This window comes from Kocuria rosea (genome assembly GCF_006094695.1).
Classification (GTDB): Bacteria; Actinomycetota; Actinomycetes; order Actinomycetales; family Micrococcaceae; genus Kocuria; species Kocuria rosea.
The window spans coordinates 381776-403717 of record NZ_CP035103.1 but is presented as its reverse complement, the minus strand read 5'-3'; the positions used below and the strand labels follow the sequence as shown (position 1 = coordinate 403717).

The 21942-nt window shown below is 65.5% G+C and carries 22 protein-coding genes; 10 read left to right on the top strand and 12 right to left on the bottom strand.

The annotated features are described in order from the left end of the window. Positions 1-78: 78 nt before the first annotated feature. From EQG70_RS01810 to EQG70_RS01785, 6 genes are all read right to left on the bottom strand, one after another. Entirely contained in the window at positions 79-1710 is a 1632-nt protein-coding gene (locus EQG70_RS01810) for a hypothetical protein (protein ID WP_138976440.1), read from the bottom strand. 7 nt (positions 1711-1717) lie between these two features. Then, a complete protein-coding gene (locus EQG70_RS01805; protein ID WP_126346849.1) occupies positions 1718-1942 on the bottom strand; it encodes a CU044_2847 family protein in 225 nt (74 codons plus the stop codon). Positions 1943-2327: 385 nt separating this feature from the next. Further along, entirely contained in the window at positions 2328-2558 is a 231-nt protein-coding gene (locus EQG70_RS01800) for a GIY-YIG nuclease family protein (protein ID WP_109269410.1), read from the bottom strand. A gap of 78 nt (positions 2559-2636) precedes the next feature. After that, positions 2637-3122, bottom strand: a complete 486-nt coding sequence (locus EQG70_RS01795; RefSeq protein ID WP_109269411.1) for a hypothetical protein — start codon at positions 3120-3122, stop codon at positions 2637-2639. Positions 3123-3372: 250 nt separating this feature from the next. Then, positions 3373-4182, bottom strand: a complete 810-nt coding sequence (locus EQG70_RS01790; RefSeq protein ID WP_126346848.1) for a hypothetical protein — start codon at positions 4180-4182, stop codon at positions 3373-3375. 202 nt (positions 4183-4384) lie between these two features. Next, positions 4385-4582 (bottom strand): hypothetical protein, encoded by a 198-nt coding sequence (locus tag EQG70_RS01785; protein WP_109269413.1) that lies wholly within the window; start codon positions 4580-4582, stop codon positions 4385-4387. A 407-nt stretch (positions 4583-4989) separates the two neighbouring features. On the opposite strand from EQG70_RS01785, the gene EQG70_RS01780 reads away from it, so the two are divergent. Next, positions 4990-5445 (top strand): hypothetical protein, encoded by a 456-nt coding sequence (locus EQG70_RS01780; RefSeq protein WP_126346847.1) that lies wholly within the window; start codon positions 4990-4992, stop codon positions 5443-5445. 315 nt (positions 5446-5760) lie between these two features. Beyond that, the gene (locus tag EQG70_RS01775) at positions 5761-5988 is read left to right on the top strand and encodes a hypothetical protein (RefSeq protein WP_126346846.1); all 228 of its coding nucleotides are present in this window, start codon (positions 5761-5763) and stop codon (positions 5986-5988) included. Between the two features lie 209 nt (positions 5989-6197). Here the strand turns inward: EQG70_RS01775 and EQG70_RS01770 are convergent, their stop codons facing one another. Together EQG70_RS01770 and EQG70_RS01765 are read right to left on the bottom strand one after the other, a co-directional pair. Then, on the bottom strand, positions 6198-6527 hold the full coding sequence (locus EQG70_RS01770; protein ID WP_109269416.1) for a hypothetical protein: 330 nt from the start codon (positions 6525-6527) through the stop codon (positions 6198-6200). A gap of 480 nt (positions 6528-7007) precedes the next feature. After that, a complete protein-coding gene (locus EQG70_RS01765; protein ID WP_126346845.1) occupies positions 7008-7385 on the bottom strand; it encodes a hypothetical protein in 378 nt (125 codons plus the stop codon). A 411-nt stretch (positions 7386-7796) separates the two neighbouring features. Between EQG70_RS01765 and EQG70_RS01760 the strand changes: the two genes are divergently transcribed. From EQG70_RS01760 to EQG70_RS01725, 8 genes are all read left to right on the top strand, one after another. Next, entirely contained in the window at positions 7797-8129 is a 333-nt protein-coding gene (locus EQG70_RS01760; RefSeq protein WP_109269418.1) for an STAS domain-containing protein, read from the top strand. After that, positions 8122-8556, top strand: a complete 435-nt coding sequence (locus EQG70_RS01755; RefSeq protein ID WP_109269419.1) for an ATP-binding protein — start codon at positions 8122-8124, stop codon at positions 8554-8556. Before EQG70_RS01760 ends, EQG70_RS01755 begins: the two co-directional genes overlap by 8 nt. 573 nt (positions 8557-9129) lie before the next feature. Beyond that, on the top strand, positions 9130-9492 hold the full coding sequence (locus EQG70_RS01750; RefSeq protein ID WP_109269420.1) for a hypothetical protein: 363 nt from the start codon (positions 9130-9132) through the stop codon (positions 9490-9492). 1260 nt (positions 9493-10752) lie between these two features. Beyond that, on the top strand, positions 10753-12003 hold the full coding sequence (locus EQG70_RS01745; RefSeq protein ID WP_232035368.1) for a TrkH family potassium uptake protein: 1251 nt from the start codon (positions 10753-10755) through the stop codon (positions 12001-12003). Between the two features lie 307 nt (positions 12004-12310). Next, a complete protein-coding gene (locus EQG70_RS01740; RefSeq protein ID WP_167508847.1) occupies positions 12311-14203 on the top strand; it encodes an ATP-binding protein in 1893 nt (630 codons plus the stop codon). Then, a complete protein-coding gene (locus EQG70_RS01735) occupies positions 14200-14883 on the top strand; it encodes a response regulator (protein ID WP_109269423.1) in 684 nt (227 codons plus the stop codon). The genes EQG70_RS01740 and EQG70_RS01735 overlap by 4 nt, the downstream gene beginning before the upstream one ends. Before the next feature lie 260 nt (positions 14884-15143). Further along, complete coding sequence (locus tag EQG70_RS01730) at positions 15144-15695, top strand: hypothetical protein (RefSeq protein ID WP_126346842.1); 552 nt, start codon at positions 15144-15146, stop codon at positions 15693-15695. A gap of 124 nt (positions 15696-15819) precedes the next feature. After that, positions 15820-16652 (top strand): IS5 family transposase gene (locus EQG70_RS01725; RefSeq protein WP_410200015.1). Its coding sequence is split into 2 segments (ribosomal slippage): positions 15820-16170 and positions 16173-16652, totalling 831 coding nucleotides; the frame shifts between segments, so codons are not numbered across the junction. Positions 16653-16791: 139 nt separating this feature from the next. On the opposite strand, the gene EQG70_RS01720 is transcribed toward EQG70_RS01725, so the two are convergent. The 4 genes from EQG70_RS01720 to merA form a co-directional block, all read right to left on the bottom strand. Then, positions 16792-17181, bottom strand: coding sequence for a heavy metal-responsive transcriptional regulator (locus tag EQG70_RS01720; RefSeq protein ID WP_109269426.1), 390 nt, complete (start codon positions 17179-17181; stop codon positions 16792-16794). A gap of 89 nt (positions 17182-17270) precedes the next feature. Continuing rightward, positions 17271-18659 carry an FAD-dependent oxidoreductase gene (locus tag EQG70_RS01715; protein ID WP_109269427.1) on the bottom strand — a complete coding sequence of 463 codons (1389 nt, stop codon included), beginning with the start codon at positions 18657-18659 and terminating at the stop codon, positions 17271-17273. Between the two features lie 98 nt (positions 18660-18757). Continuing rightward, complete coding sequence (locus tag EQG70_RS01710) at positions 18758-20107, bottom strand: dihydrolipoyl dehydrogenase family protein (protein ID WP_109269428.1); 1350 nt, start codon at positions 20105-20107, stop codon at positions 18758-18760. 245 nt (positions 20108-20352) lie between these two features. Beyond that, positions 20353-21798, bottom strand: coding sequence for a mercury(II) reductase (gene merA / locus EQG70_RS01705; RefSeq protein ID WP_109269429.1), 1446 nt, complete (start codon positions 21796-21798; stop codon positions 20353-20355). Positions 21799-21942 lie beyond the last annotated feature (144 nt).

Here is a 21942-nt window from a genome sequence, read left to right as displayed (position 1 = left end):
ATGGGATCGGGAATCTCCCCACACACTACCCAGCCCGGACGAAATTCCGGCAGAGATGTCGACAATAAACGGTCCTCGTTACTGAGCTTTAACCTCATGTTCCGGCTTGAACTCGCGAAATTGAAGCCAGTGCTCCCATATGCACCAACTAGCTGTGATTGTTGCTGCTAATTCCGGCGCCCAGTCAACCAATCGGGAGTATACGCGCGTAAGGGTAGGCCAGCCATCTGGCTCATCCCCGCGCCTGTCAGCGAAAGACAGCACTCGCTCGGGACTGTGGGGCACGGCCGTAATGATTGCAGATTGAGATGGCCCACGGCCTTTGATGGCCAACAAAGAATATTCTTCAGGATAACGTGAAGGGACCAGCAAGTACTCTAAATTCGCATTTCCACCGATGCCTCCGCTCCAAGTGATTCTTTGCCAAAGTTCTCTAAATGCCATAGGAGCAACAACTACATGAGGAAGACCCGACAGTGGGTTACCGGGAAAATCGAGCCCGTCAAAATCATAACCAAGACTTCCGACGGTAATTAGTGTTCGTTTAGGGTCTAGTTTTTGCACCAGGGAGCGAAAATCACTGACCGACAATTTGTAACCATTAGCAACCCCAGCACTGACATTATAAACACTGACGAACATCAGTTCCGGCTCTAGCGCGCCCGCGCGATCCTGTGGGTGCCCAAAGTCGAGCATGCTCGAATGACGCTGCACTTGCAGAATCATTTTAGATTTCAGTTTGTCGAGCAACGCAACTGCGGTGGGACTTGGTGCTTCCATATATTTTTCTGGTTGCAGCACAGTGACTTGCGGGTAAGGATCCAAAGATGGTATGAAACCCCCAAGAAATCTATGCATGGATTTTTCATGATCCGAATAACTACGAAAGGGATCTAAAAAATTAGGATCCAAGTGTGTCAATAATAAGTCCCATATTTTTCCTTCATCTAACGGCGGTTGAGCCACATCAATTGGAGCTACTGCAAATAATTCGCCACGATTCGCCCGATAAATCAGATCCTCAACTGTAGGTGACCGGATTTCGGTGGCCCAATTCATTAAACTTTCAAACCGTATCCTTGGATTTTGCTTTGGGTCGGCGACTAGAATCTCTACCATGTCTTTCAAATCGCCGCTATCGTCTAAATTGACGCCTGCAAGATAAGATTGCACAATCGGTGGGCTGAGCGCCCAAATCGCCATAAATTGTGCTAAATGTGTGAAATTCATCGGATGAACTATTGGAGGTATGGATCCGTCAGAATTTTGTTCTCTCATTCCAGCGATGAGGTATATGTGCTGCAACTTTGAAATGTCTTGCACATACTGAGCAGGAGCCTGAGGAATACGAACTTGTGGAAATTTCCCGTTGAACCGATGGAGGCGTGGTTCCATCAAACGCATTGTATCCGTCAGGTACCAAGCAGCAACCTCATGTACGTGACTGGACAGGGTCACAATATTTTTTCGCTTTCTTTCTAACGCCTTATGAGTACTCCAATCCTGCCGAGCGGCTGAGGCAACGGCAGCAAATCTTAATGCTCGCTCCACAAAACCAAGCGAGCTCATATCTGTGATTTTTGCATGCACTAACTCGTGCTTAATAACCGCATCAACTGAAAACCCATGTCCAGGTGTATAAATTATAGAAGACGTCGCATCAAAAAATCCATAGGATTTTTCGGATCCCCGTGCCCAATATACGGACATGAAATCATCATTCCTTTATGCGCCAAGTTGCCGATACGGTGACATGGCAATTCGCAGTCCCCTTGACAATCACGGGAAGGCCCGCTTCAGCTTCCAGTTCTACTCCGAATTCGACAGTCACCTCTGCAGGATCCGACATGCAACTTTTAAGCTCGTTGCCGAATTCATCGACCCGTTTGCGTATTTCCGCAGCTACACCCGAAAATTTGGCTACTACTTGCACAGGGTCCATGTCCATGTTGTAGCCACCCCCGGAAGTCACCTCATCTACAGCTACGAGGACGCCGTCGCTATATCGCAGTAGTTCCATACTGACCCCTAAGAAGAAGATACGAGAGTTTGCACCATACAGCGACTTGCACCTTTGTGGCAATAGTTTTCGGTTAGCAAAATATACTTCTGAGAAAAGTATCAAGACTGGGGTTTTATATTGATAATGGCTTTTGGAGTGCTACACCAACTTCGCTCACTGCCGTACTGACGATCGGGGAGGAAGCCTGGCATCAATTCTCGCCTTCCGTCGGCTTGCATATTGACTGCATAGAAGTTTTCTTGCGGCGGCGCTCCGGCTTCCGCAGCGCCGGAAGTAAGGGTCGAAAGCACAGGACGTGCCACAGTTACAGAACCGGAAGGTCCCGTGCCAACTGGCGCTGAGCTTGCCTAGCTGCGGACAGCGCCTGGTGGAACACACCTTCCTTGTTCTGGCCTAAGTTGAGCGGCAGGGCGAGCTCCGAATCGAGTTTCGCCTCAATCAGCCAAGGCTCCGGATCGATGTACCAGCAGACCCGCGCGTGGTCGGCCATCCACTCGAACAGTGCAGATTCGCCTTCGCCGAACCCCTGCTGCAACGCGGCAGGTCAAGGAGTCAAGCGAACCCTGGGCAGTCCCTCATGCCGTCGCGGGTCCGCTAGGCCAGGGTGGCGTCCTTATGCGAGGGCTGACCACAGCAGCAACAGCACACCGGCCGGAGCGAAAATGCCAGCTAGAGCCAGGGGAATGCGAGAGAACCTTTGATACTCCTGGACATAGAAGGCTTCTAGTTTCTCACTGTAGGTGCCCTCCGAACGCCGGATGACCGTCTCCAAAACCGAGCCGACGAAAACACGAGTGACGCACAAGTAGAGGACCAGTTCGATCCCGGCACCCAGCAGCAATCCATAGGCCAGGAAGTCGGGAAACTCTTGGACTTCCTCATAAGCCATCCGGGTCGCCACGAACACAGCAAAAATTGCTACGAACAGGGTCGGGCCCCAGATCATCACTCGGGCTCCCTCGATGGGGCGATCCACCGCCACCTCAGGGTCCCGGCTGTGCCCGGCCCGTGGAGCAGTAGGTCTGGCCCAGCTCTTGAAGATGATGGTCAGCACGAACACGAACATCAGGCCGGTGACAACGATGTCGAGTACTTCCACGACGTCCTTTCGTCGCCCTCCAGAGAATCTGAGGGCATCCTCCATTCTTACCGCGAGGTAGAAATATCAGGCCCCTCGAGCTGTCCATACTTTTGCAGGAAGAGTGCTCACGCCATCAGTCCCTTCCCGTTCCCCGGCCAGTTAGCTCCCTAACCCCCGAAGCGCAGGAAGGAACCCCTATCGCACCCTGCGAGCTATGAGTGGCATGGGAATTTCTTGCCCTTACGTCGTGACGATCGCCCACATCTGATCAAGCGGGCCACTGATTTTTGGCCATTTGGGCACCCCACTCTTCATCCGTCTGAGACGCGCGGATTCGCCAAAAATCAAAGGCTGTTTGGGTCAAGTTCGACACCGTCAAGGCATCTGCCAGGAAGCGCCCGCCATCCGGTCGCCAGTTCGCCTGGAAACGACCGGGAGCAAACTCCCTGGCCTCTTGGAGCTCACCCTTGAGTCCGTTTTGCCATGTCCAGCCGTGAGCATCAGCTGAGTAGACGACCCATCCACGCACCATCAGGTCCCGGATGAAGTCTCCGTCCGCTCCCCGAGCATGCACCTCAACGCCCAGTTCCCGCGCCACGGTCCGGATGACTGTTGTCTCATGAGGCGGACCACCACCAAGCCACTGCTCGAGGACAGTGAGAACCTGTTGAGTCTGCTCCAGGCTCTGCACACGCTCCTGCTCCCCAGCGGGTCCGAGCATGGACGACAACCCGCTGAGCGTCTTCATAGAGTCAACCGCCGCCCGTAACTCCGCGGTGCGGGCCTGGACGGCTCGCCGCACCCGTAAGGTCCGATCGTCCGGGTGCAGAATCGACAGTGCCCGAGTGGCTGGCAGCAGCGCGGCTCGGATCGCTGGTCCTAAGGTGTTCCCGGCAGTCGGGCGTTGCCCGATAACCATGCCCAGCACCAAGGAGTTCACGCTCAACATGGCACCCGCGGCCGCAATCACGCTGGCATGGGCCGTCTCCGACGTCAGATGCTTCAGTGGGGAGATGCCATCATCGACGTCGATCTGGGACTGGTCCTTGATCGCCGGCTCTGAGTCGAGGAACTCCACCCAGGCAGCTTCGCGGTCCAGCATCAGACCTATAGCGTCAGCGTCCGTCTCGACATCTTGTCCCTGAGTCATGCCCCATGCATAGCAAGGCACGAGCTCCTCACGCCTTCAACATGCAGAGCCCGGGCAGTAATCCATTAGGTCGTCCGCGGCCCTGGTACCGAGGTGATGTCATTAGTGCCGAAGCGAGACAGCAAGGGCATCAACGAGTTCCGCTGCCCTCGTCCTGTGCGTTCTTCTTCCGGCGCGTTCCGTCGTTATCCCACCAAATAATCATTGGCGACATAAGCGCGGTGAACACAACGGCCCATACAACTGTTCCCCAGCTGAACTTGCCATCCAGCGCCCAGTCGACGATGAGCGAGACCACGAAGAGACAGCCGATGAAGAGCAACTTCATGTTCTTCGTCAGCTTCCTCGGTTGTCTTGGCATGGCCCCTCACGTGTCATCGGTCCCGAGCGCCATCTGATCATCGCCCTGCTATGCAGATCGTCTCACCCCGCTTCTGCAGCCCTCAGTCCCCACTTCTGCGCTCATAGGTCGGTGGGCGACCACATTCGCCTGACGGTGTACTGACCTGCCCTCCGCAAGTGGAACCTCTAGAGCACTTCGCCGGCCCTCCCCCCAGGATGGGGGTCCTGGGCGGCTGACTGCCTCCCCTACTGTGTCCCTATGGGGAATTTGCAAATGCTCACAGGTGCGGGTTGGTGCACTACTTCACCAGTAGATGCCGACTCGAAGTCGCTCCGTATGGCAGGAAACTCGGCCATCGAGGTACAGCACGGTACCACGCAATGAGCGACACAATGGAGATCTGGGTCATCCTCGGCGGCGGACTGGCCCTGAGCCTCTTTTTCCTGGTCGGCACACTAGGACACCGTCGACTCACGAGCGTGATTGCCGGAGGCTCCCCGGACTTCGCCCGCCGCTCCGTGGAGCTGGTCGCGATTGTGGGAATCACCTACATCGTCCTGCTCATTACCGGTGTGGTCCTCTTGGTCTTTGTGAGCGCGGACTTGCCGGGATACGAGCGAAACGTCGTGGTCTTCTCCTGCATGGGCATCGCGGGGGCCGTGGCCTACGGTGTGCTCACGCGCCGCTTCAACAAAAACTTGAGTCAACGGATGTATCGCTTGTCTCGAGGCCGCCACCACCCCGATGAAAACGTGGCCATGTACTCCGAGGCTTTCGCCCGTTGGTCATGGCTGTCCTATCTCGGCGCCATTCCACCAGTGATTATCCTGACTCTCCACCTGCTGTAAGCAACAAGGCTCCGTGGCTGGCTCACCAGCTGGCCATGCACTCCGAGCAACCGCTGTCGCACCGTTAACAGTCCGGCCAGCGTCCGGTGCAATCAATGCGGACCTGATGCCACCGCGAATGTGTGGCTGGTATCTGACCGTGTGCCTTGGTACACCGGGTATGGATGCCGCGGGATAGGGAGCGCCTCAGCGGCCACGACCACCAGGGGACCGATAGTCCTGCTTTCGGTCAATCGTGACGTGTTGCATTGACCGGAAACGCCAAGCTCACTATCCCGCTCTACGATTCAAAAAGACAAACCGATAGGAGGCCTCGTGGCCACTGGAAAAGCTCAGATGAGCGGAGGATTAGCAATCACCTCTGGTGTTCTAGCTCTGGTCATCCTGGTCATCGCAATTCTTGGTGGACTTTCCTGGTACACGGTGGTGATTGCTTTCAGCGCCTTCGCGATGCTTGTCCTCATCTGGCGAGGTGCGAAGAAGCAGGATCGGGAGTACCAAGAGCGCATGGAACGTCTTGAGGAGCGGTTGGGAAAGGAATAGGAGCGCCCCGTGAGTGGGTAGATACCGCTGCGCCCTGGATACGCTCGAGATCTGGCGCTGGCCTGGAGAGACCCTGGTCGTCCCCTGGCCATGTCTGGAGCATGTCCGGCAGTGGAACCCCAACTGCAACGCCGCAGGCTGGTGGTAATGGAAACTGCAACAGTCCCATGGTCGTGCAGAGGGGGAACTCAGCGCCGGAGCTACTACCGCTAATCGGGCGGGTCCTCCAGGGAGGACTCCTTCTCCAAGGTGTGCTCGGATGCCGAGCCGTACTGCCGGGCGTCCGGGCCCTCGCCGGCCAGGTGGGCCTGATGGCGGGCGACTTGATCGTCATTGTGCCGTGCCGCCTCGAGGGCGACATCGCTGCGGCCACGGGCGATCAACTTCCACCCCAGCACCCCCAACGCCACGCCCAGGATGGTGATGGCCCCACCCAACCAGAACGGATCCACCGTGTGGAACTTGAAGGAGTTGAACACCGTTACGACGCCTAAGGTCCCTACCAGGGTCCCGACCGTCTGTTTCGTTGTGCCCTTCATGGTCGTTGCCTTCCGCCGCTGGATTTCAGCGTCCAGTCCATCACGGGATGTGCATTCAGGAACGCCCCAATTGTGCGGTGCGCACTACGACAGGCCGGCCTTTTCTAGATGCATGGTGCGGGGACTGCAACACCTTCCGACTCGCGCGCCGGAGGCGGGTCTAGCTCCGGCGATCGCGCTGCACACCGGCAACCCCAGCTGCAACGTCGTTCCCGTGGGCAGTGTCCGGTAGCCGGGCCATATGCAAAGAGGGCGGTCTTCGTGGTCCTGAGGCTGATGGCCACCGTCCCTGTGCTCGCCTCACGGATCCGAGCGAGGGCAAGCGGGCTCGCTGAGTTCCTGTGCTACTCCCGCACGGCACCAAGGACGCGGTGCAGGAGTGAAGGACTGGATCGGGTCACAGGTTCTTGGGTCGGAGAAGCGTCGATCTTCTCCGGAAGGCCGGCTTGCCGGGGAAGGGCTGGCCTCCACGGTCCGTGGTCATGATCTGGCCCCTCGTAGTGCGTGTTCTACCAGGTCACCGTGCCGGGTCACGGAGAACTCTTCCAGATCCAGACCCATACTCACCCGGAACCGCACGCCCTCCGGAGGACAGGCCTGGACGCGCAAGGTCCCGATGCCGCGCAACGGATAGGTCACCTGGTCGCGCGTGAAGCATCCCAGCTCCCGGCGGACCAGCAGCAGCCGTGAGGTCGTGACCACGACCAGGGTCCGCTGGCACCGCCACCACCCCGGTGCCAGCACCTGGACGGTCTCAGCCGGATCCAGCAACACCTCGGCCCGGCGCAGCTGCTCACGCAGCACGACCCGCTGGATCACGCCCAAGAGCCTGCAGGCAGCCGTCAGGTCTTCGCGCATGATCAAGCCCTTTCACCTGGCATCGAGCGGGTCGGAGCACCGCCTGGATCTCCGACTGCTGCCCCAGCCAGGTCTCCTCGGAGCGATCGACAGACCGATCCCGAGAAAAGCTCCCATCACTATGGAGAAAGTGAGTGGCAGTTGTAAAGATGCCTCCGATCAGGCCCGCCACGCCGTGCAGCGAGCACGATAGAGGGTCTCCCCACGGGATCCGGCTCACGCCACGCCCCCGGTGGTGGAGACGAACAAACACCACCTTCACCGGAAGACAGTGGCGCAAATTTCTCTATGCAATGGCATGCAGTCATGCTTAGGGTCAGCCGTAGGCCGTGGTGTGCCATCGAGGAGCTGGTGGCCGGTGCTCGGCTGCCGCACCCAGGCCCGGGCCATCCCCCACGGAGAGGAATCCCGATGCAGTTCACCACGGAGCACCGTCGCGGCTACACAGTGGTCGGGCTCACCGGCCGCTTGGATCTGGCCGAGGCGCCGCAGGTGCGGGAGGTGGTGGCGGAGATCGTCGCCGGTGGCGTCCGCCGCGTGGTGCTTGATCTGGGCGGGATCGCGTTCATGGACTCCTCCGGGCTGGGGGCGCTGATCGGGTGCCTGAAGATCGCCCGCCACGCCGGCGGGGACCTGCGGATCGCCCGGGCGGGCCCGCGGCTGCAGATGGTGCTGGAACTGACCAGCATGCACCGGGTGCTGCCCCCGTACGAGAGCCCCGAGAAAGCCTTCGACGATGACTGAGCCCAGCGTGCACCGGGCCCGTCGAGGACCCGCGACCCCGCAGACCCTCGAGGCCGTCCATGACGATCTGGAGAACCTGTGGGCCGAGATCGCTTTCGTGCCGGAGCCGGATCGGATGGCCTTCACCCTGGCCGTGGTCGAGGCGGTCACCAATAGCATCGTGCACGCCCTCCCGCTCAATGGACAGGCCCTGGAACTGGCCCTGGAAATCACCGTGACCCCCACGCGGCTCGTGGCGCGGATCTACGAGATCAACGCCGCCCCGGCCCAGATCAGCCCCGACGGGTCTGCACTCAAGGACGGGCTGGCTGAATCCGGGCGCGGCCTGGGGCTCATCCAGGCCCTGGTCAGCACCGCAACCTTCGACCACCGCGACGGAACCAACGTGTGGACCCTCCACCGGGACACCACCCCGGACCACCCCTAGACCTAGAGCATCCCCCGGTCCCACCACGCCGCGCGCCTTCTCCCCCGACTTCTGCACCACCTCCGGCAGACGCCAGGCAGATGTCGGGCATCTCGCCCCCCTTGGGGCGGCACAGAGCAGAGGCAGGGCCCCAATAGTCGGTCTGCTCGCGGCTGCCGTCAGCCGCTCATCGAGCCATCTGCCAGGCCCGGTGTCTTCGACATCCCCCTCCTGCCACCGGAGGCGGCACCCGGAAAAGTCGATGGATCGGCTCTCGAGCCCCTACGCCCTGAGGCGTCCAGTCGGCGGTAGGAGGCTCTTCGACACGGGTTCTCCGGGGCAGGCCTTGCAGGCGCGTGCCGCCGAGTGACCGCGGTGCATCCCGGGCAGCGCTCCGCACACTTCAGGGATGTCATCACCGGTGCAGGGGACAGGAGAAGACGTCCGCGCCGGTGCGGGTCCTACCTGCCGGTTGGAGAAATATGGGGCCCAACCAGAACAATCCGTTGCCGGTCCGGCGGCCGATTCCCTACCGTGGGAAAAGGCCCGGGAAGGGGCCCGAGGTTCCCAGCATGCGATGAAGGATGCTCCCCCATGGACCACAAGCTTTCCGTACTCGTCCAGATCGACCTCCACGGCGCCTACGTGCGCCTGATCGTCACCGGGTGCGTGACCGAGGCCAACCAGCACGCCCTGCATCCCCTCGTGGCCCGGGCCCGGACGCTGATCCCACCGGTGGCCGTCACCGTCGACCTCACCACCGCCGAGCACGTGGAGGCAGGAGCCGTGGACCTGCTGCGCTGGGCTCTCGAACACAACGACACCGCAACCGGCCCAGTAGAGGTGCTCACCAAGGTCGACCTTCCCACCCATCAGCCCGCCCACCGCCCCGTAACCGCCCTGGCGAACCATCGGGCCAGGGCCGGGGCCCTGAGGCTGCTACCGAGGTCGGCATGAGCGCCGGAGCACGCCGGTCACCGGCTCGCCCGTGATCCCGCCGCCCTGGAGAACAGTCTCGGGAAGGGCCGCAGCACAAAAGCCGCAGCACGTCGTGAACGTCCTGCTCAGGCCATGAGCGCGTGCCGGCTGCCCGGCGGATCCTCAGTGTCTCGGCGACGAAGAACTCACCCCGATCGAGTCCCACAGCCCGGCAGAAGCGGGGCCCGTCAACAGGGATGGCGTGGACACTGACGTGCGCGGTGCGCTGGAGTTGCTTCACCTCGATGCCGACACGGCCGATGACCTCGCACAGCAGGCGCACCTGCTCCGCCCCGCGGACCGCCGCGGCGCAGCGCACTGCACCACTGACGAGGCTCCCACGACAGGTCGTCGTGGAGGTGATGGCCGAGCTGATCGAACACGCGAAGGACACCACCTCCACATCACGAAAGTGCCCCACCCGACAGGGGTGGGGCACTCCGGGGCCCGACCGGGGAGATCGGGAACCTGCCCCTCGGGCTAGGGGCGCATAGAGACTACCAAGCCACTGACGGAGCAGGAACAGCACGACCCACCACAGCGCCCACCTGCTGCCTTGGCACCGTTGACCCACCGGGGCCATCGTTGGGTACAGTCCCGCTCCCGGGCTGGCTCCCACGGCAGCGTCAGCATTGTCGATCGACCAGTGCTCCGGCAACTGTGCCAGCATCATCCGCACGGCCCGTTCCGTGACGGCGGGATCGAAGGTTTGCGGCATGACGACATCCCTCCTGACCGGAAACAATGCGGCATCAAACCTGCAGGAACTCAGTGTCCGGTAGCCGGGCCATATGCAAAGGGAGGCCAAGGCTGCTCTTGGCTCCACCACCCAGGAGTCCATCAGCAATTGCCCGGCTATCTCACGGCCGACGTTGGGTGGGCCTCACCGCGCATAAGCCGCAGGGGGTCCAGATGCAACGGGGCGAGGCGCGGGTGGATGTGAAGAGGACGTCAAGATTCGCGCCGGTGGCATTAGCCCCGCATTAAGAACCGTCCTGTTGATGGGGGTCCGGGCGTGAACTGTTCAGTAGTGCCGGGGGTGGTCCTCGGCGCCGTGACAGGCAACGCGATCATGGGCAGGGGGGCGGGGCGGTGTTCCGGACGACCGGTTCTCCCCGAGTATCCCCCGGGAGATCGCCGAAGATCCCTGGGCGGCTGAAAAAGGCGTTCCTAGACAACCCGGTCCGCTTGGTCCCGGTAGGGTTTCTGGCCACGATCATGGTGGGTGCGGTGCTGCTGATGCTGCCGGTCTCCCGGGCCGATCATGAGGCGGCGGTGTTCATGCCGGCGCTGTTCACCGCTGTCTCGGCGGTGTGCGTGACGGGGCTGATCACGGTGGACACCCCGACGTTCTGGACCCCGTTCGGGCAGATGGTGATCCTGGGCCTGATCCAGGTCGGCGGGTTCGGGATCATGACCCTGGGCACCCTGTTGGCCCTGCTGGTGCGCAAGCGACTGGGGCTGTGGAACCAGCTGGTCGCCGCCTCAGAGACGCACACGGTGAACCTGGGAGATGTGCGCCGAGTGCTGCTGCGGGTCGCCCAGATCATGCTCACCATCGAAGCGGTGGTAGCCGTAATCCTGACCGCGCGATTCTGGATCGCCTACGACCACGAGCCGGGCCCGGCGCTATGGCACGGGGTGTTCCACGCGATCTCGGCGTTCAACAACGCCGGGTTCTCGGTGTTCAGCGACAGCCTCATCGGTTTCGTCGACGACCCGTGGATCATCGTGCCCATCTGCGTGGCGGTGATCCTGGGTGGATTGGGGTTCCCGGTGATCATCGAATTGCTGCGGGACTCCACGATGACAAAGGCCTGGACGGTACACGTGCGGCTGACCGTCTACGGCACGCTGCTGCTGCTGGTGGTGGGGTTCGTGGTCCTCGCGGCCTTCGAGTGGGACCGCCCCGAAACCCTCGGAGCCCTCACCCCGGGCGGCAAGGTGCTGGGCGCCCTGGGGCTGAGCGTGTTCCCCCGCACGGCCGGGTTCAACAGCATCGACTACGGGGCGGCCGCCTCGGAATCCCTGTTGGTCACCAATGTGCTGATGTTCATCGGCGGGGGCAGCGCCGGCACGGCCGGCGGGATCAAGATCACCACCTTCCTCGTGCTCGCCTACGCGATCTGGAACGAGGTCCGCGGCCACGCCCAGGTCACCATCGGGCCGCGCTCGATCAGTTCCTCTGTGCAACGCCAGGCGCTGTCGGTGGCGCTGCTCGGGGTCGCCGCGGTCGTGCTGGGCACGGTGGCCCTGCTCGTGCTCACCGACCACGGCCTGGAGACCGCCTTGTTCGAAAGCGCCTCCGCCTTCGCCACCGTGGGGCTGTCCATGGGCATCACCGGGGACCTGCCCACCAGCGCCGAGCTGGTGCTCATCGCCTTGATGTTCATGGGGCGTGTGGGGACCATCACCATCGCCACGTCCCTGGCCCTACGCACCCAACGCCGTCTCTACCGGCTGCCCGAAGAACGCCCCATCATCGGGTGACCGGCCCCCGCGTCCCGCCTGGGCCACAGCTCACCCCAGGAGAACAAGGGGCGCTGCCAGGTCTCGGGTGGAGGCAGAAAGGTGGTGGGGCCAGCCGTGCGGACCAGGCGGCCTGTGGCCGGTGTGGTCGGGCCGGTACCCGGTGACTACGCTCGCTTCCGGGCCCTGACAGCGCTTCGTTGCCACCTGAGCCCATCCGGAGGAGGACACCGTGGTCACAGGCAGCCACACCCCACAGCCCAGCACCCGGGAAGCCACCGAAAAGCCCGGGGACGGGCTGGTTCGGCATGCCCGGGTGGTGGTGGCCGTGTCGGGGGGCTCGGAGTCCGAGGCGCTGATCGAGCGCGGCCTGTTGGTGGCCGCACGGATGCCCGGGGCCGAGGTGATGGCCGTGCACGTGGCCGGGGACGCCCGCCGAGGCGACCCCGGCGCCGGTGCTGAGCTGCTGTCCCGGTGGCGGCCGATGGTGGAGGCAGGCGGGGGCACCTGGCACACGGTGCTGGGCGAGGACGTGGCCGTGGCCCTCCTGGGCTTCGCCCGCAGCGTCCAGGCCACCCACGTGGTAGTCGGCACTGCTCGGCACCGCCCCCTCGACGGGCTCCTGCGCCCCAGTACGGCAGCCCGGGTCCTGGAAGCGGCCGATGACCTAGACGTGCTCCTGGTCCCCCACACCCCCGGCCGATCGCACGGGACCCATCGTCGACGCCTCGCCCCCCTGGGGCCCGCCCGCCGTGTCGCCGGCTGGGTCCTGGCCCTTCTCGGACCGACCGCACTGACCGCGGGGTTCCTCCGGGCCGGTACCGGAGCGGATGCGATCACCTTGAACTTCCTGTGCCACCTCACGGTGGTGGTGTTCGTCGCGATCCTGGGCGGATGGTGGCCGGCCGTGGCGACCGCGCTGGCCAGCACGATGGTGCTCAACTGGTTCTTCACCCCGCCGACGGGGCAGTGGATCATCCATGAGCCGCTCAACGTCGTGGCCCTGGGACTGTTCTTGCTCGTGGCCGCCGGGGTGGCCCGGGTCGTGGACATCGAGGCGAGGCGCACCACCGAAGCCGGGCGGGCCCGCCACCAGGCGGCCACCCTGTTTGAGTTGGCCGGAGGAGTGATCCGGGAGGGACTGAGCGTGCCGGCGTTGCTGGAGCGCCTGCACCGCACCTACGATCTGCAGGCTGTCGCCCTGGCCACCCACCGCACAGGCGCCGCGAACCCGAAGACGTGGGAGATTACCGCCGGCTCCGGGGAACCGGTTCCGGATCCGTCCAGCTGTGACAACACCGTCGTCGTCGACGACGACCACGTCCTGCTGATCGATGGGTTCCCGCAGGAGGCCTCGGACCAGGGCGTGCTGGAGGCCTTCGCCGGACGCATCGCGGCCGTGCTGCAGCAGCAGGAACTGGCCGAGGCACGGTTGCAGGCCCAGGAGCTGGCGGCCGGTAACGCGATGCGCACCGCGCTGCTGGCGGCGGTCTCCCATGACCTGCGCACACCCCTGGCCGGGATCAAGGCCTCGATCTCGAGCCTGCGACTGGACGACGTGGTGCTCAGCGCGGAGGACACCGCCGAGCTGCTGACCACCATCGAGGAGTCCACCGACCAGCTGACCGAGCGGATCGAGGACCTGCTGGACATGAGCCGCATCCAGGCCGGGAACCTGCTGGTGCACCGCACTGCGCTGGAGCTCGAGGACCTCGCCGCGGCCGCGGTGCACAGCCTCGGCGCTGCCACCGGTGAGCCCCGGGTGCGCATCGACATCCCTGCCGGCTGCCCGCCGGTGGCCGGAGATCACGGGCTGCTCGTGCGCGTGATCGCCAACCTCGTGGAGAACGCCCTGAAGCACAGCCGCAGCGGCCCCGTGCTCGTCCGTGCCGTGCCCGGGCCCGGAGTGGTGGACCTGCAGGTGATCGACCACGGCCCCGGCGTGCCGGACGCGGAGAAGGAAACGATCTTCCGCCCCTTCCAACGCCTGGGCGACCATAACACCACCACCGGGGTCGGACTCGGCCTGGCCGTGGCCCGGGGGCTGGCCGAGGGCATGGGCGGGCGCGTGCACGCCACCGACACCCCCGGTGGGGGGCTGACCATGGTCCTCACCCTCCCCGCAGCACCCACCGGCCGCGGTGCGGAGGCGGAGGACACCCTCGTCCACGACCCCGGCGGCAACGCGAACGACGAATCGGACCAGGAGGTCCCGACATGAGCCCCAGCGTGCTCGTCGTCGAGGACGACTCCCAGATCGCCCGGGCCCTGCTGGTCAACCTCAAAGCCCGCGGCTACCACACCCACCGGGCCGCCACCGGCCACCAAGCCCTGCAACTGGCCGCCGACGAGCACCCCGACGTGGTGCTTCTGGACCTGGGACTGCCCGACCTGGAGGGCCGAGAGGTCATCGACGGGATCCGGGGCTGGTCCACCGTACCGATCATCGTGGTCTCCGCCCGCGGGGAGTCCCACAGCAAGGTTGATGCCCTGGACCGTGGGGCCGATGACTACATCACCAAGCCCTTCGCCATGGACGAGCTGCTGGCCCGCCTGCGCGCCGCCCTGCGCCGGGCCCACCCCGACCCGGGCCAAGCCCAGGTGGAGACCTCCGACGGGCGGGTGCGCATCGACCTGGCCACCCGCACCGTCACCGTCGCCGGTGAACCCGTGCGTCTGACCAAGCTCGAGTGGCGCCTGCTCGAGACCTTCGCCCGCAATCCTGACCGGCTGATCGGCCGCACCGAGCTGCTCACCACCGTGTGGGGACCCGAGTACGGGGAGGAAACCAACTACCTGCGCGTCTACATGTCCCAGCTCCGGGCCAAGCTCGAACCCGACCCCTCCCACCCCCGCTACTTCCGCACCGAACTCGGCATGGGCTACCGCTTCACCCCCTGACCGCACCCGCCCGACACCGGCCACGACGACACCGACCCCGTTAGAGCTGCATTAAGAAACGCCCCGCCCGCCCGAGGCGGGTGTGTACTGGCAACGGGCCCTGGGGCCCGACCACCGGCGATGGGTGAAAGGACACGGCGTGGAACGACCCCCCGCAGGCCACTGTCCGCATCCACCTGGCACCACGCGACCGGGCGTCGCGTCCACGGCCACGAGCGGCACCGCCGGCAGGCCACGATCGGAGCACTGCCATGGATAGCATGGCGACACCCGAGCGAACCGGCGTGGTGCTGCACCATCCGGAGCGCCCCATTCCTTCCCGGCGGCAACTGCTGGTGTCGGCGGCCCCGGCGATGGCCGCCCTCGTCCTGACCGGGCTGATCACCACGTGGTGGGCCGGACGGAGTGAGAGCGGCCCGCAGTGGTTCTCTCTGGCCTGGATTCCCATCATGGGAATCGCCTGGCTCGTCCTGACCACCACACGGGCCCCACGACCGCTCCTGGCACACACCGGACAAGGCACCGACATCGCGGCCGCCCGGCACACTGCACTGCGAGCACATCGCTTGCCCAGCTCATCTTCAATGCACATCGGCGCAGCGGTCCGCTCCTGCGCCCAGCTCGAGAACATGGCGCTGCTGGCAACGGCCGGGGCGACCGCCGTGGCCGGGGCCGTGCTGCGCCCTGGACTGCCGTGGCTGCCCGTCCTCACCACCCTGGGTGTACTCACCGCCACCGCACTTCTCCCGGCCGGGCGATCCTGGGCGTATCTGCGACTACACGAACACCACGCCCACCGACCTGTTTCCTGACCCCGCGCTCAAAGAGCCGAAGCACCGCGTCACACCGCGGCACTGGAGCAGATCCCCCTTAGACCTGGTCTCAAAACTCGGTCTGTCGTTGCCCACTCGCTTCTGGGTGGTTCACAGTGCCTGCATGACGACGAGGACGCAGTCGTGGATGGTCGATGACCGTCTGTGGGAGCTGATCGCCCCGCTGATCCCGCCCCAGCCACCGCCTCGAGGCCCCGGGGGCCGACCCCGGATCGAGGACCGTGCCGCCCTGGAAGGCATCCTGTTCGTGCTCCACACCGGGTGCCGGTGGCGGGATCTGCCTCCGGCGCTGGGGTGCGGGTCCGGGCACACCGCCTGGCGCCGGCTCAGACACTGGCAAGAGGCCGGGGTATGGGAGAAGCTCCACCGGGCCGTGCTCGAGGAACTCTCCGAGCAGGAGATCCTCGACTGGTCCCGGGCCAGCATCGACGCGGTGTCCGTACGGGCGAAAAGGGGGGTGAGCTGACCGGCCCGAACCCCACCGACCGCGGGAAACCGGGCACGAAGTACCACCTGCTCACCGACCGGAACGGGCTGCCCCTGCACGTGCTGATCTCGGCGGCGAACACGCATGACAGCAAGCTCTTCGAGCCACTGCTGGAGACCAACCCGGCCGTGCACGGCCGGCGAGGGCGTCCGGGGCGGCCCCGTCGCAGGCCGGACAAGCTACATGCGGACAAGGGTTACGACTACCCGAGGTGCCGCCGGTACCTGCACCGGCGGGGCATCAAGGTGCGTATCGCCCGTCGCGGGATCGAGGCCAAGAACCACCTGGGCCGGCACCGCTGGGTGGTGGAGCGCACCATCTCCTGGGTGCTGCGGTTCAAGCGACTCGGGCTGCGCTACGACCGCACCGAAACCACGCTGCTGCCGTTGCTGATGCTCGCCGTCACGCTCATCAATCTCCGCCGACTGCGCCAGGCAACGGAGTTATGAGACCAGGTCTTAATGAATTTTGGGGCGGGTCAAGCAATGCCCGCGCCTCAGTGGCCGGTATCCCACCATATATAAAGCGGTGGTAGCGCTCTTCGGATTCATCGCTGTGTTCATCCATTTCTGAACATCAATGCTGACCTCAGAGGTAACTGCAGATTTGCTCGGCGTCGCACTGGGCGGGATCGCCTTGGGAGGCGGCCTGGTAGTGCGCGGCCACGGAGGCCCGCAGAGCGGTGAGCTCAGTGATGTGCTGGTCGAGGTCGGTGAGTTGCTGGGCGAGCTGGGCGGCTACGTGGGAACACGGGGCCTGTCCGGCGTCGCGGATCTGCAGGATGTTCCGGATCTCGGCCAAACTGAGTCCGGCGGCCTTGCTGCGGCGGATGAACTGCAGGCGGGCGAGGGCATCTGGTGGGTAGTCGCGGTATCCGTTGGGACCGCGGTGCACCGGGGGCAGCAGTCCTTGCTGTTCGTAGAACCGCAGGGCTTTGGTGGTCATGCCGGCGGCTGCGGCCGCTTCACCGATCCGCACGGTGCACCTCGATCCTGGACTGTTCTGTGGCCTTCCACGGTAGAGGAAGGCTCCGGGCAGGACACTGACCGGCCCGGAAGGATCGGTGGTCATCCGGGTTCGGTGCGGGCGCGGTCGGTCTCCACGGCCTGCCAACTCTTGCGGGCTGCGATCAGCACCGGGTCCCACACCGGGGAGAAGGGTGGGGCGTAGGAGAGGTCGATGTTCAGCAGCTCTTCCACCGGGGTCTCGTGCCACAGGGCGACGGAGAGCACGTCGATGCGTTTGGCGGCGCCTTCTTCTCCGACGATCTGGGCTCCGAGCAGTCGTCCGGTGCCGCGTTCGGCGATGAGTTTGGTGCGGATCGGTTTGGCTCCGGGGTAGTAGCCGGCCCGGGTGGTGGAGTCGATCACGGCGGTGATCGGGTCGAAGCCGGCCGCTTGCGCTTCGGCCTCGCCGAGGCCGGTGCGTCCGACTTCGATGTCGCAGATCTTGGTCACGGCGGTGCCGAGCACTCCGGGGAAGGTGGCGTAGCCGCCGCCGAGGTTGATCCCGGCGGTGCGGCCCTCCTTGTTCGCGTGGGTGCCCAGCGGGAGACTGACGTGGCGTCGGGAGACGCGGTGGAACTTCTCCACGCAGTCCCCGCCCGCCCACACGCCCTCGATCCCGGTGCGCAGCCTGCGGTCCACCGCGATCGCCCCGGTCTCTCCCAGCGGGATCCCGGCCCGGGCGGCCAGGGTGGTGTTCGGGGTCACCCCCAGCCCGAGGATCACCAGATCGGTGGGGATCGTGGCCTGATCGGTGACCACGGCGGTGACCTTCCCACCGGTGGTGGCGAAGCCGGTGACGGTCTCCTCCATCCGCACCTCCATCCCGAAGCTCTCCATCGCGGTGGCGATGAGCGCGCCCATGTCCGGGTCCAGGCCCGGCAGCGGGGCCGGGGGGCGCCCGATCACGGTGATGTCCACCCCCCAGGCGCACAGGGCCTCGGCCAGTTCCAGGCCGATGTAGCCGGCCCCGACCACCACCGCCCGGCCCGGCCGGTCCCGCTCCAGCACCGACCGCAGGGCCAGGCCGTCGTCGAGAGTCTGCACCCCGAAGATGCCCCGGGCCTGGATCCCGGGCAGTGGAGGGCGGGCCGGGGTGGCCCCGGTGGCGATCATGAGCTGGTCGAAGTCCTCCCAGGTTTCCCGGCCCCGGGCGAGGTCCCGCACCAGCACAGCGCGACGGTGCAGGTCGATCTCCAGAACCTCGTGACCGGTCCGGGCATCGATGCCGTGGCGGTCGCGGAACTGCTGCGGGGTGCGCGCGATCAACGCCGAAGCGTCGGCGACGTCCTTGCCGATGAAGTACGGGATCCCACAGGCCGAGTACGAGGTGTAGTGACCGCGCTCGAACGCCACGATCTCCAACTGATCCTGGGGCAGCTGGCGGCGGGCGGCCGAGGCCGCGCTCATCCCAGCGGCGTCCCCACCGATGACGACCAACCGTTGAGCCATGAGTACTTCTCCTCTTGACGGTGCTGATATCAGCCGTCCGGGGCCTCCACCGGATTGCCCTCGGCGGCTCTGGGCGGGGGTGGGTCGGTGTGCAGGTCCTAGGCTTCGAGCTGCTCCAGTGCGGCTTGGTAGGCCTCATGGTAGGTGGGGAACTGGGCGACCTGATCACGCAGGAGCTCCAGCGGCAGCTGCGCCCGGATCGCCAGGGAGGCGTGGTGAATCCATTCCCCGGCCTGCGGGCCGACCGCCCACGCCCCGATCAGCACCCCTCGCTCGGCATCGGCCAGCAGCCCCAGGTGCCCGCGCGGGTCCTGCTCGTAGGTCCACGGGCGGGCAATGGCCTGGGCCAGATCCAGCTCGGTGGCGGTGGTGCGGATCCCGCGGTGCTGAGCCTGCGCGGTGGTGAGTCCGGCCGCGGCGATCTCCGGGTCGGCGAACACCACCCGCGGGATCCCCACATAGCCGGCCGGGCGCGGGCGGCCGAGGATCGCGTCAGCGGCGATCCGCCCCTGATACTTCGCCACATGGGTGAAGGGCATCACCGCGGTGACGTCACCGATCGCCCACAGATTCGCCCCGGCCCGGGCGTGCTCGTCGATCAGCACCTCGCCGTGTTCGCCCAGACGTGCCCGGGCCGCCTCCAAGCCCAGACCCTGGGTGCGGGGTGTACGGCCGGTGCCGAAGACCACCACGTCGGCGGCCACCTCGGTCCCGTCCTCGAGCTCGATGACGCTGTCGGCGCCGTTGCGGTGGGCCCGGGCGGCCGAGGAGCCCAGGCGGATGTCGACCCCGGCCTCGGCCAGGTAGTCGTGCACGAGCTCTCCCACCCGGGGTTCCTCCCGGCCCAACAGCCGGTCCCCGCGGTGGATGAGGGTGACCTGCACCCCGAAGCGGGCCAAAAACGTGGCGGTTTCCACCCCGACAGCGCTGCCACCGACGACCACAGCGCGTTCGGGCAAATCGTGGGTGGTGTAAGTTTCCCGGTTGGTCCAGGCCGTGATCTCCTCGATCCCTTCGATCGGGGGAATCACCGCCTCGGAGCCGGTGGCGATGATGATGTGCTCGGCGGTGATCTCCCGGTCCCCGACCCGGATCCGGCCCGGGCCGGTGAGGCCGGCCTCGCCCCGGATCACGGTCGCGCCCTGACCGGTGTAGCCCTCGGCCTGGGCGGAGTCGTCGAGGTCACGGATCATGTAGTCGCGGTATTCCCGGGTGGAGGCCCAGTCCACCTCGGCCCCGGACACCCCGGCGGCCTTGTGCACCTCGGTGCGTGCCTCGGCCGGGCGCAGCACCGTCTTGGAAGGGATACACGCCCAGTAGGCGCACTCCCCACCGATCAACTCCCGCTCGATCACGGCGACGTTCTTCCCCGCCGCCAGCAACCGGCCGGCGGCGACCTCGCCACCGGGTCCCATGCCCAACACGGCCACGTCGAAATGTTCGCTCATGATGTGTCTCCTTCAGATGCGGTGGATCTTTCGGGGCTACTCGTCGAGCTCATCGCGACGCCCCGGCCCATCACGGGGCAGGACGTGCGGTGCCAGCCGCCCGCCCGGTCGCCGGGGAGGTCGGCGGGGGCCTGGGCGAGCCGCTGCTCGGCCGTGCTGATAACCGGCCGGCCGGCGACCGTAGAGGCCTGGTGGCCGGTCACCGTCGTCCCTCCGGGGCTGGGGGCGCTGGTGGGGCCCGGGCCTCAGGCGGCGCAGCAGGACAGTTTCGAGACATCGGTGCGGAAGGACTGGGCGGCGATCTTCACACCCTCAGCCATCGTCAGATACGGGCACCACAAGGTCGCCACCTGGTCCACCGTCATCCCCGCGGACAAGATGTAGACCCCGGCCGCGGCCAGGTCCCCGGCCTCCTGGGCCACCGCGGTGATCCCCACGATCCGCCCGGTGTCGGCGTCGGCGACAATCTTGATGAACCCCCGGGTGTCGCGGTTCACCAGCGCCCGCGGCACGTACTCCAACGGCAGCACCCGGCACTCACACCGGATGCCCGCCTCCCGGGCCTGCTTATCCGTCATGCCCACCGCCCCCACCGCCGGAGAGGTGAAGGTCACCCGGGGCAGGTGGGTGTAGTCGACCCGCCGCCCGGTGTCGTTGAAGGCGTTCTCCACCGCGGTGACCCCGTGGGCGGAGGCCACGTAGACGAACTCCGGGTGCCCGGTGACATCCCCGGCCGCCCAGATCCGCGGGTGCGAACTCGCCAGGGTGTCCTCCACGAGGATCTCCCCCCGCTCCCCCGTAGCCACCCCCACCGTGCCCAGGCCCAGGCCCTCGGTCACCGCCCGGCGCCCGGTGGCCACCAGCAACCGGTCCGCGGTGAACTCCTGGCGCCCGGCCCGGGTGGTGGCGGCCACCACGACACCCCCGGTGGCCGGATCGGTGCCCACGGACTCGACCGCGGCCCGGCGCACCACCTGGATGCCCTCATCGGCGAAGACCCCCATAAGGGTCTTCGAGACCTCCGGTTCCTCCCCGGACAGCAGCCGGGAGCGGGCCAGCACCGTGACCTGCGAACCCAGCCGGGCGAAAAGCTGGGCCTGCTCCAAGGCCACATAGCCGCCGCCGAGCACGATCATCGACTCCGGGACCTCCGGCAGCTCCATCGCCGTCGTGGAGGTGAGGTAGTCGACCTCCTCCAGCCCGGGAATCGGCGGAGTCCACGGGGCCGAGCCGGTGGCCACCAGGTAGTGGCCGGCCCGCACCTCCTCCACCGCCCCGCCGCGGCCGGTGATCTCCAGCACCGGGTCCTGGGCCGTGCCGGTGAAGGCGGCGTCCCCGCGGCGCAGGTCCCACCCGTAGTCGGCGATCAGATCCACGTACTTCTCCGAACGCATCCCCTCCACCAGCCCGTTCTTGCCCGCCATCAGCCCCGGCATGTCCACCGGGCCCGCGGAGGCGGCGAGCCCGGGAAACCGGCCGGAGGCCTCCAGGGCCACATGCCGGGCGGCCGCAGCAGCCAGCAACGCCTTCGAGGGCACGCACCCGGTGTTCACACAGGTGCCCCCCACCGTGGACCGCTCCACCATCACCACCCGTTGGCCCAGGCTGGTCGCCCGGATCGCGGCGGCGAAAGCACCACCACCGGAACCGATGATGGCCAGGTCGGTCTCGATCACTGCCGTGTCAGCCATGACAACCTCCGCAAGTCGGTGAGGCACACTTCCACCGGAAACTTTCCGTGTGCCATTCTGCGACCCAGCCTGCACCCTCCCCCACAGGGGGAGGTCAAGGTGCCGCTGCGACAACAGCCCCCTGCCGGTGCCGGCTGAATACTG

Bases quoted from the DNA above. Each gene is read 5' to 3' on its own strand.
- EQG70_RS01810 (WP_138976440.1), bottom strand. From the start codon at position 1,710: ATGTCCGTATATTGGGCACGGGGATCCGAAAAATCCTATGGATTTTTT.
- EQG70_RS01805 (WP_126346849.1), bottom strand. From the start codon at position 1,942: ATGGACCCTGTGCAAGTAGTAGCCAAATTTTCGGGTGTAGCTGCGGAA.
- EQG70_RS01785 (WP_109269413.1), bottom strand. From the start codon at position 4,582: ATGAAGTTGCTCTTCATCGGCTGTCTCTTCGTGGTCTCGCTCATCGTC.
- EQG70_RS01780 (WP_126346847.1), top strand. From the start codon at position 4,990: ATGGAGATCTGGGTCATCCTCGGCGGCGGACTGGCCCTGAGCCTCTTT.
- EQG70_RS01770 (WP_109269416.1), bottom strand. From the start codon at position 6,527: ATGAAGGGCACAACGAAACAGACGGTCGGGACCCTGGTAGGGACCTTA.
- EQG70_RS01765 (WP_126346845.1), bottom strand. From the start codon at position 7,385: ATGCGCGAAGACCTGACGGCTGCCTGCAGGCTCTTGGGCGTGATCCAG.
- EQG70_RS01760 (WP_109269418.1), top strand. From the start codon at position 7,797: ATGCAGTTCACCACGGAGCACCGTCGCGGCTACACAGTGGTCGGGCTC.
- EQG70_RS01755 (WP_109269419.1), top strand. From the start codon at position 8,122: ATGACTGAGCCCAGCGTGCACCGGGCCCGTCGAGGACCCGCGACCCCG.
- EQG70_RS01750 (WP_109269420.1), top strand. From the start codon at position 9,130: ATGGACCACAAGCTTTCCGTACTCGTCCAGATCGACCTCCACGGCGCC.
- EQG70_RS01745 (WP_232035368.1), top strand. From the start codon at position 10,753: ATGCTGCCGGTCTCCCGGGCCGATCATGAGGCGGCGGTGTTCATGCCG.
- EQG70_RS01735 (WP_109269423.1), top strand. From the start codon at position 14,200: ATGAGCCCCAGCGTGCTCGTCGTCGAGGACGACTCCCAGATCGCCCGG.
- EQG70_RS01730 (WP_126346842.1), top strand. From the start codon at position 15,144: ATGGCGACACCCGAGCGAACCGGCGTGGTGCTGCACCATCCGGAGCGC.
- EQG70_RS01715 (WP_109269427.1), bottom strand. From the start codon at position 18,659: ATGGCTCAACGGTTGGTCGTCATCGGTGGGGACGCCGCTGGGATGAGC.
- EQG70_RS01710 (WP_109269428.1), bottom strand. From the start codon at position 20,107: ATGAGCGAACATTTCGACGTGGCCGTGTTGGGCATGGGACCCGGTGGC.
- merA (WP_109269429.1), bottom strand. From the start codon at position 21,798: ATGGCTGACACGGCAGTGATCGAGACCGACCTGGCCATCATCGGTTCC.